Origin of the sequence: Kribbella sp. NPDC023972 (assembly GCF_040639075.1) — a bacterium.
In the GTDB taxonomy this organism is placed as follows: domain Bacteria; phylum Actinomycetota; class Actinomycetes; order Propionibacteriales; family Kribbellaceae; genus Kribbella.
In genome coordinates, this window is sequence record NZ_JBEZZH010000001.1 from 1,331,259 (window position 1) to 1,345,867 (window position 14,609).

Genomic DNA, 14,609 nt, shown 5'->3' on the forward strand with positions numbered 1-14,609 from the left:
ATAGCGTGGGCTATTCGTCCATTTGGGGGGCTTGGGCTGATGCGGATCAATGCTGCCCGGATGCCGAAACCGTTCTTGCTCCGGTCCGAGGAAATTCCATCCGAGCTCATCAGCCCACAACGCCTGCAGAGGTCACGCCATGCCGATCACCACTGATAAGAACACGGCGTACGGTCCTCCCCTGGTCAATCAGAAGTACGCGCCGTTGGCCAATATCAATTTCAACGTAGCGGATCGCCCGATCTATACCGGCATGCTGAACAACCGCGCAACGCTGCTGCGAAGCGCGGGCATGCTCGGACAGGGGCTGCGGCTGGCCACTACGCCGAGTTGGGCTGCGATCACCGCGGCCGAGGCCGGCCATCTGGCTCCGCTGGTGGTCGTTTCGAGCAACCGCGCAGGGTGGATCAGGAGAGGCATCGATGCGGCCGCCACGCAACTGGGGAGCTTGGGGATAGCCGCCTTCGCCAATGCCAGTGACCTCAGGGCGCTGACGGACCTGACCCATCAGAACATCTCTCCGCCGCTCTACACCCCGAGCAGGATCGGTGCTAATCGGAACGTCTACGTCGTGGTGCACATGTCGGAATACCCCTTCTACAAAACGTCTCTGAACGGCACCGGTATCACCCCGGTCGGCTGGGAGTTCCAGCGTGCCGGCGGGCCGCGCAACGTGTCGCTCGTCGGGTTCGGCGCCGCCCGGTTCGCGGCGATGGAATTCTGCAAGCGCCTGCGCCGGTTAGCCGCGGCGGCTGCTGGTGCCGCGCCCTGGGATTTCGCCTGGCTGATCGACGACAACGTCGTGGCGCTCAGCGGCTTCGCCGGCTTTGCCGCCGTCGAGGCCGCGATCGGACCGGCTGATGCGTGCGCGGGCTTCCACGGCGGCACCAGCGCGGATCCTGCCGCGGCGACCAGGGCCTGGGCGGTGCAGGAGGTGAACGCGGGCCGCGGCGGGGCTGCTGCCACCCTACCGGCGTCGGCTCCACCGGGCATCGTGCAGCAAGCCGCACTCTGGAACGTCCGTTATTTCGACCAGAACTTCTTGAATTTCGGGCCGGCTTACATCTCCTCGGCCGAGGACCTAAGCATCACCAATTACTTCAACACCCAGGCGATTCCCTATCTGTATTACAACGGAATCGGCGTGCTCAAGGAGGAGCCCAAATACGACGACCGGGGCGGCGCCCAGAAAGTCAACAAGGCTCGACGGGATCTTGCTGCCTGGGTGACTGCGGCTGAGAGCACCGACCCACCGATGGGCGCGCCACCGCCGCCGATCATGGTGCAGCCCTTCAATGCAGCAGACGGCGTCGCTCAGACACTGTCGCGCTTCGTCGTGGATCGGGTGCTGCCGAACGCGGCGGCGATGAACGGGCAAGCAGCCAACGCGGCGGTCCAGAACCTGGCCAAGTGCCAGGCGGTGGAACAGCTGACCTGTGGCGGGATCAATCAAGGATTCGCCAACGCCGCAGCGCTGCGGGCGACGTTCGTCATCAACGGAAACAACCTCCAGGTCGTACAACCGCTGGATGTACCGTGACCGGGACCGGAGCAACGACCGACCTGACCGCCCTGGCCGGCCGACTGCGCAGCCAGGCCTCAGCGAGTTCGATGATCACCTTGGACGGCTCGGTGCTGCCGGTCGCCGTGGTGGCCGCCATCGCAGCAGCGTTCACACTGCCGGCCGGGACAAGTCTGACCCTGACTGGCGTCAAAGACACCGACGTGCCCACGCCGTCCGGAAATCAGCTGACCATCTCGGCAGGCACCGCATCGGTGCTGAGCCTCGAGGACGTACCGATCGGCCTCACCTTCGCGGTGTCCGGGAACGTGCTCGAGGTGATCGTCTCGGCAACGATGGCTGCATCCTGGACCTTCAGCGACAGCTTTGCGGGCCTGGACACCTTCCCGTTCGCCGATCTCACCGTCACCGACGCCCGGTTCGTCTTCACCACCGCCGAGCAACCGGCGTACCCATGGCCGGCGGACCCGTCGACCACCATCGAACTGGCGCCGGGTCTGAACTTCCTGTCCGACGTCGGCCTCGGCGGATTCTCGCTGATCGCCTCACTGCTGGGCTCGGTGATCGGCAGCAACAGCTTCAAGTTTTACGGCCCGTTCGCGCCCACCGCCGGTCAGACGCTGCCGGTGGGGACGTTGCTGGCACCACTGGGCGACAGCCCGTTCGCGATCGGTACGGCGCCTGACCAACTGTCGCTGACCAATCCCGCGGTGGTTGTGAAGATCGGCACCGCCGACCAGGACACCAACCCGATCCAGGACGTCGACCTGCTGCTGCAGGGGGAGTTCCAGAAGAGCCTGCTGGTTGCAGTGTCAGTGCCGATCAATGGCACCAGCTACACCGTCTCGACGACCCCACTGCCCAACCAGAGTTCGATCACCAGCCTGATCGAGAGCCTGCCGGGCGGTGCCGGCTTCACCGACTACATCCCGTCCGAACTGTCCACGGTGTTCAGCGAAATCGGCCTGGACAACTTCACCATGGTCGTGGACACCACCCCGGCGGTCACCTTTCTAGGCCTGTCGGTCAGCACGCTGAAGCCATGGCCGGTGGTCACCGACGTGCTGGTCCTGGAAGGTCTGAACCTGGTCGTCGAAGTCGTCGAGCCGGCCGGCCTGGACTGGACCCGGGTGCTGATCGAGGCCCAAGCCAAGTTCCTGCCGAGCATCTTCACCGGCGAGTTCGACTTCACGGTCGGCCTGGACAAGCTGACGTCATGGGAAGTCAGCACAGTCAGCGGCAGCTACGCCGGCGCGGTGAACCTGGGCGACATCGTCGGTGGGCTCCTCGGCGGCCAGAGCTCGGTGCCGGCCGCATTGCGTGACATCTCATTTTCGAACTTCGGGGTCAGCGCCGTCCGCGATTCGCCCGGTGGTCCGTTCAGCTACACCTGCTACGGAAGCACCGATGTCGCGTTCCCGCTGCTCGACACCGAGCTGACGGCGCAGCTCAACCTGACCTTCACCAAGACCGCGACCAGCTACTCGATCATGCTGACCGGCGCCCTGGCCATCGCTGCGGAAGCCTTCGCCCTCGAGCTCGACCTGGGCACCAGCGGCTCACAGCTGAGCGCGACCTGGACGAGTACCGGGGCACCGCTGGAGTTCGGCGACATCGCGACGGCGCTCGGCTGGACCGACATGCCTGCACTGCCGGGCAACCTCGACCTGGCGCTCACGAGGGCCGGCTTCAGCTACGACTTCGATGCGGGCAGTCTGGTCCTGGCCGCGACCTCGAAGAACTACGGACAACTGGTCTTCGCGACCGAACAGCTCGATTCCCAGCGCGCGTACCTGTTTGATCTGAGCGTCCCGCTGAACGTCAAACTCTCCGACATACCGGTGGCCGGCCAGCAGATCCCTCCGTCGGTCGACGTCGGCATCCAGACGCTCGAGGTTGCCTACGCCTCCGCGACGTTCCCGGCCGGCGCGGTGGGCCAGCTGGACACCACTTTGCAGTCGATCGGCGCCCAGCCGCTGGGCTATTCCGAGCTCGACGCGGGAATGATGTTCGTCGCGACGCTGAAGCTCGGCAGTGAGCAGCAGACGCTGACCCTGCCGCTGGGCGCCTCGGACACTGAGCAGCCGTCGGTCGCGGCTTTGCCCTCAGCCGCGGCGCCGGCAGTGATCACGCAGGACGGGCAGCCGGTCCAGATCGCAGCGGTCACGGCGCCGACGCAGGCCGCCGGCAAGTGGTTCGACGTCGGCAAGACGTTCGGGCCGCTGCAGATCGAACGCATCGGCATCGAATATCAGAACAGCGTGCTGATCTTCGCGCTCGACGCGAACATCGCCTTCGGCCCGCTGGCGCTGTCCCTGCAGGGGCTGGGCATCGGCTCGCCGATCACCGCCTTCTCGCCGGTGTTCAGCCTGACCGGCCTCGGCATGTCCTACAACAAGCCGCCGTTGGAGATCCTCGGTGCGGTCCTAAGGGTTCCGGACGCAGAACTCGCCCAGGACGTCGAGTTCCAGTTCGACGGCGTGCTCGTTCTGAAGGCCGAGGATTTCAGCCTGTCGGCCATCGGCTCGTATGCGCAGCTTCGTTCAGGCCTGCCCTCTCTGTTCGTCTTCGCCCAGCTGGAAGCACCGCTCGGCGGGCCGCCGGCCTTCTTCGTCACCGGGTTGATGGCCGGCTTCGGCTTCAACCGCAGGCTGGAGATACCGGACCAGGACGAGGTGGCCGGCTTCCCGCTCCTGGTGCTCGCCGCGCCGCCGAAACCCGGGGAGTCCGCGGCGCAGGATCCGACGCAGGTGCTCGGGGTGCTGGAGGGAACCAAGGCACTCAACGGCATCACCAAGGCCTGGATCACGCCGAAGGCCGGCGAATACTGGCTGGCCGCGGGACTGGAGTTCACTTCCTTCGAGCTGGTCAGTACCAAGGCGTTGCTGGTCGCGGAGTTCGGCCAGGAGCTCAACATCGCCCTGCTCGGGTTGTCGACCATGCAACTTCCGTTGCCGGACGCGAGCTCGGAAACCTATGCCTATGTCGAGATGATGATCCGAGTTGTGGTGCAACCCACCCAGGGTTACTTCGCTGCCACTGCGATCCTGAGCAACAGTTCCTACGTCCTGACTCCGGACTGCCATCTCACTGGCGGATTCGCCTTCTACCTGTGGTTCGGCGACAACCCCAACGCCGGAAAGTTCGTGATCACCCTCGGCGGCTACCACCCGGCCTTCCAGATCCCGAGCTACTTCCCGCAGGTACCGCGGCTCGGGTTCAACTGGGCGGTCAGTGACGTCGTCAGCATCAAGGGCAATGCCTACTTCGCGCTCACCAGCTCGTGCGTCATGGCCGGCGGCGGCTTGGAGGTGCTCTTCCACGACGGCGACCTGCAGGCCTGGTTCACCGCGCAGGCAGACTTCTTGCTCTCCTGGCACCCGTTCTTCTACACAGCCGAGATTGCCGTCTCGATCGGGGTGTCCTACCGGCTGAACCTCCTGTTCTGCCACAAGACGATCACCGCATCGCTCGGCGCCGACCTGAACCTGTGGGGCCCGCCCACCGGCGGCGTGGTCAAGATCGATCTGGTCGTGGTCAGCTTCAGCGTCGACTTCGGTTCCGACAGAGCCGGCCAGGACAAGGAGCCGCTCGGGTGGAGCGACTTCACTGCACTCCTGCCCGACACTGGGGCTGTCTGCTCGATCGCGATCACCGACGGGTTGTTCAAGACCCAGGACAGTTCGGAGAGCACCAGCGGAAAGACCTGGATCGTCCGAGCCAAAGAGTTCGCCTTCCAGACGAGGTCCGCGATCCCCGCCAGCCAGCTCGACTACGCCGGCCATACCGTCGTCAAGTCGGACATCGCGCAGGACGGCATCGCGATCAAACCGATGAACCTGACCGACGTCACGTCCAGCCACACGCTGACCATCTGCCAGGGCTCGTCCAACGACCCCATCGATACGTCGGCTTGGTCGCTCGTGGGCCTGCCGCAGACGGTTCCGGCATCACTCTGGTCGAGTCCGCCGATTCCGTTCACCCAGATCCCCGCCCAGCCGTCGGCAGAGGTCATCGCGGGTCAGTTGTGCGGATTCACGGTCACCGCGCCGGTACCGCAACCGGGCGATTCGCGCGGTGTCGTCGCAGTGCAGCTGCTGATGGAGGAATACATCACGCCCGCCGGCCAGGCGCCGCTCTCCGGCACCGCGGCGCCCTCGCCGGATTACGTCGCGTCCTTCAACCAGCACACCGTCGGTCTGATCGAGCAGACGATGGCAGCGGCCGCGCAGCAGAGTCGGACCGCCCTGTTCGCGGTGCTGACCGGTTCGGGCCTGTTCAGCGGTGTGAACGGCGACCTGTCCCAGCTGGCTGCCGGTGCAAATCACTTGTTCAGCGACTCGCCTCTTCAGCAGAACTGAAACGGAGCTCTTGTGGCCACGTCTCTGACCTCGGACATCCCAGTCGGTGATCTGCAGTTCTACGACAACTACGTGCCCGTGCTGGAGGCCGGCAACTGGCGGATCGCGGTCGCCCACACCCTGACCGGGGTGGAGACTGGCAGCCTCGGTGCGACCCAGGAACTAGTGGTCAGTGCACCGCAGTTCGCGATGGACACCACCAGCATCGTCAACCAGTACCCGCCGGCCGGCAGCACCGGACAGTACGCGCAGGTGCTGCCGCACATCGTGCTGACCGACGCGCTCCTGCCATGGGAGCGGGCGATGACGGGCTCGGAGAATACTCAGCCGTGGCTGGCGGTGCTGGTGCTGCAGGACAGCGAGCTGATCGGTGCTACCGACTCGCCCACCCGTACCCAGACCTCGACGGTTGCCGGCTTTCTGGCTACCGACAGCGCAGTGCTGAAGCCGGCGGTGACGAAGGCCGACGACGTCGCCGGCACCGATCCGTGCACCTTCATCCAGATCCCGACCTCGGTGTTCGCGGCGATCACGCCACGCCTGGAAGAGCTGCGCTTCCTCGCGCACTGCCGCCAGTCCAATATCGCCGACAAGGCCGAGCAGGGTCTCGAGCAGAACGGCCTGTTCTCGGTCGTGGTCGGCAACCGGTTCCCGGCGATGCCCTCGCGTGGCACACCAGGCGCACAGAAGAACATCGCGCACCTGGTGTCGGTGGAGGGGCTGGCGGCATACCTGGTCGACGAGCCGTCCTTCGGTAACCACTCGTCGGTCGCGCTGATCTCACTGGCGAGCTGGACGTTCAACGCGATGCCGGATCAGTTGCAGGATTTCCGTGGCCTCATGGAGCAGTTGGTCGGCCAGGAGTACGACGGCAGCACCTACACCCGGGACAACCTGTGGCTGCGGCTGCCGCCACCGGCCACCCCGATGGACACCCGCACGTCTGCCGGCGCCGAGACCAGTCGGCGGATCCAGGACGGCTTCGTGCCGATGCAGTACCAGTTCCGGACCGGCGAGCAGACCTTCGCGTGGTACCGCGGCCCGTTCACCCCGGTACTCACCACGCCGCTGGCTCCGCCGGCCCCGTTCGCAACGGCCGACAGCGCGCTGATCTACCAGAACCAGTTCGGTGTCTTCGACGCCTCGCTGGCCGCCGCGTGGCAAGCAGGCCGGGCCGCGGCGCTGGCCGACCGAGGGTTCGGCCAGGCCCTGTTCGACTTCCGGCGGCGCGGCCATCGCGTCACCGATGGCCTGCTGCAGCGGTTGCAGAGCGACGCCTTCAGCGCGACGCAGATTTCCGAGCTCAGCCAGAACACCAGCGTCCAGGACGAGTTCTTGCGGCTGCTGTCCGCGGACCTGCTGAGCGACATCGGTACGCCGACCGTCGCAGTACTGGATTCGGTCAATCGGAAGGCAACCCCACCGACGCCGGATGCAGACCCGACGACCGCGGTGCGGAACTTCCTGGCTGACAACCAGGTGCAGGCGACGATCGCGGATCTGACCAGCGCGGACCTGGAGCCGGTCGCTACCTGGCTTGCGAAACTGCTGCTGCTGTACCCACTGCCGTTCAACCTGCTGGTGCCGGACGGCCGGCTGCTGATGCCCGAAACGCTGCGCTTCTTCTACCTGGACACCAACTGGCTACGCGCCCTGTTCGACGGCGCGATCAGCATCGGGGTGGAATCCAGCCGGGACAGCTTCTTCCAGGAAATCATGCAGGATCTGATGTTCCGCTCCGCGACGTCGGCGGCGCAGGTCATGCGCGCGCAGCGGATCGGCGTAGATCCACCGGCCGCCGAGGCTGCGGAGAACCTGATCTGCGGATTTCTGCTCCGCTCCGCCGTAGTCTCCGGCTGGCCGAACCTGGCCGTGCGCGGAGGGATGAACGACGGCACCGGCTTGAAGGCACTGCGGATGGATCGTCTGGCCGGCGACGTACTGCTCTGCCTGTTCTGGGGTGTCCCGGATTTCGTCGAGTTCGCCGAGCCGCAGGAAGGTTTCCGGTTCGGAGTGGACGACGACGGTCAGATCCCGATGCGCCAGCCGGTTGCCGGCGCGTCATCACCGATCGGCACCCAGTTGGCCAACCCCCTATTGGTGTTGCCGGACGCTCTGCGGTCGACCGGCAACAACGTCCTCGATCTCGATCCCGGATCTCCCACCGGCCTGGTGCAGAAGATCCAGGCCGCCCTGACCGCCGCCGGAGCAAGCGTGTCCAGCTTCGGGCCGTCGGACTTCGCCCTCCAGATGATCAAGTCGCCCGAGGCAATCCGTTTCACCGCGCAAGCCAGCTAACGCTCGTACTTACTCCCATTGGGGGATCTCGATGTCCGGTCAGCCGCTTGCCGTCCCGATGCAGTTGGACGCTCTGGTCGTCAACAAGAGCGTCCTTGCGCGCGACAGCTTTCGCTGGTGGCAGTTCAACTACCTGTCGCTCGGCCACTACAAGAGTCCGGAGCCGCTGGCACTCGACCGGTCGGTGGGTGGTCAGCAGCAGGGTGTCTACTTGAACTGGACGTTGCCGGATGCCCTCCGTCATTCCGGAGCCGACTCCGCATCCGGTGAGTATCCTCTGGTGCCGAACCGGTGGCTGATCGTGCGGATGAACGGCACCGCACAGCGGCAAGCCACGGCGTGGGTGCTGGAAAGCGACTGTCCGTTCACCGACAAGGTGAGCACCACCGATTCGGCGCAGACCAGCATGTACCTGGCCGACCCGGGACTGATCAACCTGTGGAAGTCGTCCACTGACCCGATCCGCAGTGCGACCACGCTGAATCCGGCCGCCAACTCCGTCCAGGTCGCCAAGATCGGCATCTCCTTCCCGCTGGCGGGGTGGAGCGAGCGGGCCGCGCAGACCATGTTCCTCAGCGCGGTGGCGCCGTCGAATCCGCTGTTCAGCACCTACACCGCCCACAACCTCGGGGTTTTCTCGTTCTACGACGATCTGCAGGGCATCGACAACGACACCCTGAGCTATTTCGTCCTCGGCTGGTTCTCCGATCCCGTCAAGGACATCCTGGCTCCGGTCGGCACCGACAACCAGAGCTGTGAGGACCTGCTCGCGCAGTTGCAGTGGGCGCTCTCCGGTGGTTCGCAGGACGCGACCGGCCAGAGCGTCTACCACGGGTCGGCGTTCTCGATCGGCTGGAACCGGACCGGTGATGCCCCGGCAGAGGACCCGCTGCAAGGAATTCGCGACAGCGGAAAGCTCAATATCGGCGTGGGGAACACCACCATCGACGCGTTCACCGCGCTGATCGGCAAGCAGCTCGGCGACCCGCGTAAGGCGGAGTTGCTGCGCGCGTTCCAGTACGACTTCCTCCAGCAGCTCAATGAGCTCAACGGCGACGCCCTGCTCGATGAGAAGATCCGTCAGGCCTGGTTCGGCTCCAAAGCCGGCGGGTATTCCTGGACGATCGTCGAGAATTCTTCGGACGGGACGACCACCACGACGCTGACCCAGGCCGAAGAGGCCTGGTTGTTCAGCTTGAACCAGGCTCAGGCTGCTCTCGACGCCGCGCTGACCAAGCTGTACAGCCTGCAGTGGGACGTCCATGCCCTCTGGCTCAAGACCGGCTACTTGTCCGATTCCGCCAATACCTTTCCACAACCGCCGAGCGGGGTCGGTCCACTCAGCGAGTTCCAGAGCCAGCTAGCGACCCAGCTCGATCCCGGACAGCCGGGCAGCGCGGTCGCGCAACTGGTTGCGCAGTTCGCCGGCGTGCAACAGCTGATCAGCCAGGTGCCGCAGCCAGACTGGACCGGAACGCAGAATGCGCAGCAGGCGCTGCAGAACGGCATTCAGGCTTTCGCCAAGTCCAAGCAGCTGGACGCCGCCAAGACCCTCAAAGCCAAGGCGGCACCCCGGTACTGGCAGCCCAACAATCCGGTGGTCATCGTCTCGGGTGTCGAGGCGCCGCCGTCGGCAGTGTCCAGCGGCGCGCTGCGAGTACGGCCGGCCGACGATCTGGTCACTGGCTTCACCGTGGCCGGTACCCCGGTGAACGCCGGCGCGATAACCGGCCTGGTCGGCCCGATCGGGAACCTCAGCGCCGTCCCCTCCACCGCTGCGCTGCCGTTGCTGCAGGAGTTCCTGCTGCTGGATCCGTCGAACGCGCCGTACATCGCGACGGCCACCGGGCAGCAGGCCACTCAGGTCGCGGCAGTAATGTCCGCGCACGACCCCTCGGCCTATCAGGGTGCGCTGCCGCAGATCGGTCTCGAGCCGTGGCAGCAGCCGTGGAGCCCGATGTTCCTGGAGTGGTCGGCCACCTACTCCTACGTCCCGTTCAACGTCGGCTCGACCCCGTCCTGGACCTTCGATGGCACCGACTACCGGCTCACCGCCGCTCCGTCGACCATGCCTGCCGAACGGCGCGCCGTCGGCGGCATCTCGCTGCTGAGCCCGCACGCCGGCTTCGTCTTCGGCTCGCGGTTGGACAAGTTCGTACAGCAGTACGGCACCGCCACCGAGTTGGCCCAGATCGACGATTGGATCTCCAGCGTCTATGGCTGGCAATTCCTCGCCCAAGAACTGACCGGCTTCAATCAGCTGCTGAGCTTGCGCGACACCCGGGCGTTCCGGCGTCCGACCGCCGCCGACCAGGCGGGCAGCTATCCGTTGCCCGCGCTGACCGGTTACGAGGACGGCACCATCCCTGCCGAGCTGGCCTTGCCGGCGGCGAACCAGGGCCAGGTCAACAGCGTGCCGTTCTTCCCGAACGGCCCCGCCCTTCCCTTCCACGGCGCGCGGCAGGGCGACCTCTACTTCACCGACCTCTACCTGTACGACAAGTTCGGCCGCACTCTGTTCGTCATCCAGTCCGGCACCTCCAGCGGGCTGTTCGACTACCGCAACTTCCCGCTGCAGATCGATCAGGCAATGGTTCCGGACGAGACGATCGTGCCCGGCGTGAACTCGGTGATGCAGCTCGCGCCGCGGCTGTTGCAGCACGCGCGCCTTGACATGCGGCTGCTGGACGCCATCGACGACACCAAGGTGTTCCAAGTCGATCCCGACGTGACGCCGATCTCGGGCTGGGTGCTGCCCAACCACCTGGACGGCAGCATCCTGGCGTTCGCCCCCGATGGCACCGCGCTGGGCGAGTTTCGCCTTTTCGTACAACCGGATGGCAGCAAGACCGGGCAATGGCAACCGCCACCACATTCGACGATGACCATCGATGACGTCGGTACGGTGGCGCCGCACCTGCGCGCCATGCTCGACTCGCCGCAACTGCAGCAGGAGGCGGGGTTCCTGGCGTTCCTCGCCGCCATCGACGAGACGCTCTGGACGACCGATCCGCTGGGCAACCGGGCGGACCAGAACCTGTCGGTGCTGGTGGGACGTCCGCTCGCGCTGTTGCGTACCCGACTGCAATTCCAGCTGGATGGCGACCCGATCTCCGACACCGGCTGGGCAGCCACCTTCAAGGAACCGGTGCCGGACTTCCTCAGCTTCGACTTCTCGATCCGGCTGGGCGACCAGCTCACCCGCCAGGACGGCGTCATCGGGTACTTCGCCGGTTCGAACTATGACGTGTTCAACAGCGTCGCCGCTCCGCAGGCCGGCCACCAGCAGAGCTATGTGACGGTGATCGGTCCGGTGGGCGGCACCGGAGCCGGGAACTACTTGCAGCTCAGCTTTGCACCGCAGAGCTGTGAATACGTGACGGTGCTCGCCGACCCGCGCGCGCCGGTGCACGCGGTTACCGGAATCCTGCCGGTGAAGCAATGCGACATCCCGCAACAATTCGTTGACCAAGCGCTTTCTGCCATGGAGATCAGCTTCCAGATGGGTCCGCTGATGACCGTGCTCGGCGCCTCTCCGACTCAGGGCAGTACCCCGCCGACGTACCCGGAATCCGTCGTTTACCCCTTGCCCGTAGAGCAGAACGGCTTCTGGTCATGGTGGGAGAAGGACGCTGCCACCAATGGCTGGACCGGGTACGGGCTCGTCAAGGCATCCTCGGACGCCCGGAGCACGAGCACGCCCAACAGCCTGCGCGAGGGCTACCTGCAGTTCATCTCCGATCTCGACAAGTGATCCAGCCCTCGATCCGGCCTCGTCGCCAGAAGGAGCTCCATCCCATGGATGCGTCATCCACCATGCTCAGCTACGGATTCTCGACGGATCCGAACCCCATCCAGATCAGTACGACACAGATCACCACGCAGGCTCGGCTCAACATCAGTGCCGGCGCAAGTCAGGCCGTGTATTGCAACCAGATAGTGGTTGCTATCCCGGTCGGGCCTGATCAGGCGGGTCTTTTCGCGCTGCCTCCTGCCGGATCGGTCAGCACCAACAAGTGGTCGGTCACCTCGCAGGTCAAGAAGGGCCGCGACCTCTGGTTCGGTGACGGATCCGAGGACAATCAGGACTACGCGACGTTCACCTACGACTGCGCGTCCTCCACGGATTGCCTGATCAACTACAACCTGGTATTCGGCGTGTTCGGTGCTGTCAATAGTGTGCTCGGCGACGTCTCGGTCGCCATCCAGGAGACGTCCGGCACCACCAGCGACCCCTCGACTTTTACCGCCAAGGCGGGATACTTCCCGCTCAAGAAGGACCTGCCACAGTTCCACTTGGACAATTTCGTGGCTACCGCTCCCGCGACACCGACCGTCCCCACCACAGATTTCGCCAACGGTGCCGCGATTACTTTCGAGTGGGAAAGCAACGGCACGTACTTCCAGCTCTTCATGAAGGACCAGTCGACGCCGGTGTACGCCGGGACGGCAACCACCTTCACACTGAGCACCGGAGTGCCGCGGGACACCACGTTCATCCTTGTCGCGTCGGTGACCGGCGCGCCGGGTCAGGACACCCCGCAGGGTGGGTACGAGCCGATCTACCTCTACGACTCGCTCACCTTGACCGTCTCGAACCCGGTGCTCAGCCCGACCAGCGTGGCGGTGGCGGACGCCCTCACGGTGGGCGGTGCGAGCACCCTCACGACTACGACGACCGGTGCGCTGACCTCGGCGAGCGCCAACGTGGGCGGCGCTGTCCAGGCCGGCAGCCTGGCGACCGGCGGCAACCTCAGCGTCAGCGGATCGTCGACACTGAGCGGCGCGACGGTCAACGGCGCCCTGTCGGTGACCGGTGGCAGCACGCTGAACTCGGCGACCGTGAACGGTTCGCTGAACGCAACTGGGTCGGCATCACTGTCCAACGTCACCGTCAACGGTGGTTTGAACGCCAGGTCGGCACCGGTGTCGATGCTGGGCACGGGGACGCTGCTCGCGCAGGGAACGAGCATTGCCCAGGCCGGCGTCTATGCCGCGACCGACGGTTTCGCCGTGGCTCAGGTGGTGGGCCCCGGCGACAACGGGAAGAGCTCGTTCGCGTACGGCTTCATCTACACGATCAGCACCTGGTTCCAGGTACTGGGAGGAACCGTCGGCTCGTTCGGCTCGGGCTGGAGCGACGTGATGAACAACAATGTCAACGCGATCTGCATACCGATCGCGGCGAATACCAACTGGTATTATTCGGCGGCCAACGCCGGTGGCAATCAGATGGACGCTCCCACCTCCATCTACTGGTTCCCGATGGGTGGTGCTTCAAGCGAGGAGAGCTACCGGATGCTGACCGAGAGCGAGATGACCGAGCTCGCGCCGCCGCCCCCGCCTACGGCCGATACGAACCAGCTCATCGAGCGGCGAGTCGTCACAGCTGACCGCTTCATCGCCCAGCTCGAGCACGCATTCGACAAATCTCTTGACGGCGAAGCAAAAGCCCAACTTTCGGAGTCGTTGCGGCGGCTGTAGTTCTTGCGGCGTCGGTCGACCGCGACTGGTCTGACAGGCCTGTTCTCGGCGAGGCACAAGGGCCACGAGCTTGAACGACGAAGATGTCGGCACTCGGCCGGTGTCGGCCACGTCAGTGCGCGCCTATGGTGTGAGCTATGGACATTGTGGAGATTGCGGATTCTGGTGAGGTGTCGATGTCGGTGGGCGATACTGTGACGCTGCGGCTTCCGGAAAACGCCACCACCGGTCATGTTTGGTCCGTCTCCAGTCTCGGGGCGGGGCTTGTTCTGGAGGAGCATCAGAGCGTGCCGAGTCGAGACGGGGCGCCTGGTGCGGCTGGGGAACATCTGTTTGAGCTGCGCGCTCTCAGGTCGGGAGAATGGCGGGTGGATCTGCGACTGGCGCGCGAGTGGGAGTCTGACGCGCTCGAGGAACGCCAGATCATAGTGCGCGTGGGCTGATGTAGACCAACACAACGGCCCGGCACCGGTAGTGGAGCCGGGCCGGGCCGTCGTGTGGGTTGGCGGTCTACCAGACGTAGATCTCGTAGATCATGCCGTCGGCTTCTTCGCGGAGATTGACGATCCGGTTGGTCTGGCGTGCCTGGCTGGCCAGGGATACCAGCGCTTGGAAGGCACCGTCGCGGCCGTTGTAGATCTTGCGCCAGCCGACGTCGACGATGTGCACGAACGCGTTGCGGGTTTGGTCGATGGACCAGAGGGCGTCGATCTTCACGCTGCTGCGCCAGGTGGCAGCGACGCCTGCCTCCACAGCTACCTCGCCTGCCGTTGGTGGCGTGAGGGTCGGTGCGGCGACGGTCGCCTCCGACACCATCGCTCGGAATTGTTCGTTGGTTATTGTCGGGGAACTGAGCCCGGCGGCCTCGGTGGTCGAAGTGGATACCTCGGTCGGCGGGGCCATGCTCGGCCCGGCGTGGAAGTTGGTGTTGGTCATGTTCGGCT

7 protein-coding genes are annotated in these 14,609 nt (G+C 65.3%); 6 read left to right on the plus strand and 1 reads right to left on the minus strand.

All coding sequences use genetic code 11. The features are described 5' to 3' along the window. The first annotated feature begins 139 nt into the window (after window positions 1-139). The 6 genes from AB0F43_RS06215 (at window position 140) to AB0F43_RS06240 (ending at window position 14,108) form a co-directional block, all read left to right on the plus strand. Window positions 140-1,540, plus strand: coding sequence for a hypothetical protein (locus tag AB0F43_RS06215; protein WP_360471342.1), 1,401 nt, complete (start codon window positions 140-142; stop codon window positions 1,538-1,540). Continuing rightward, on the plus strand, window positions 1,537-5,883 hold the full coding sequence (locus AB0F43_RS06220) for a DUF6603 domain-containing protein (RefSeq protein WP_360471345.1): 4,347 nt from the start codon (window positions 1,537-1,539) through the stop codon (window positions 5,881-5,883). Before AB0F43_RS06215 ends, AB0F43_RS06220 begins: the two co-directional genes overlap by 4 nt. Window positions 5,884-5,895: 12 nt before the next feature. Continuing rightward, complete coding sequence (locus AB0F43_RS06225; RefSeq protein ID WP_360471348.1) at window positions 5,896-8,181, plus strand: hypothetical protein; 2,286 nt, start codon at window positions 5,896-5,898, stop codon at window positions 8,179-8,181. 31 nt (window positions 8,182-8,212) lie between these two features. Further along, the gene (locus AB0F43_RS06230; protein WP_360471350.1) at window positions 8,213-11,935 is read left to right on the plus strand and encodes a hypothetical protein; all 3,723 of its coding nucleotides are present in this window, start codon (window positions 8,213-8,215) and stop codon (window positions 11,933-11,935) included. A 44-nt stretch (window positions 11,936-11,979) separates the two neighbouring features. Further along, on the plus strand, window positions 11,980-13,665 hold the full coding sequence (locus AB0F43_RS06235) for a hypothetical protein (protein WP_360471352.1): 1,686 nt from the start codon (window positions 11,980-11,982) through the stop codon (window positions 13,663-13,665). A 137-nt stretch (window positions 13,666-13,802) separates the two neighbouring features. Then, on the plus strand, window positions 13,803-14,108 hold the full coding sequence (locus tag AB0F43_RS06240; protein ID WP_360471354.1) for a protease inhibitor I42 family protein: 306 nt from the start codon (window positions 13,803-13,805) through the stop codon (window positions 14,106-14,108). A 67-nt stretch (window positions 14,109-14,175) separates the two neighbouring features. Here AB0F43_RS06240 and AB0F43_RS06245 read toward each other — a convergent pair whose 3' ends face one another. Continuing rightward, window positions 14,176-14,601 (minus strand): hypothetical protein, encoded by a 426-nt coding sequence (locus tag AB0F43_RS06245; protein ID WP_360471356.1) that lies wholly within the window; start codon window positions 14,599-14,601, stop codon window positions 14,176-14,178. Window positions 14,602-14,609 lie beyond the last annotated feature (8 nt).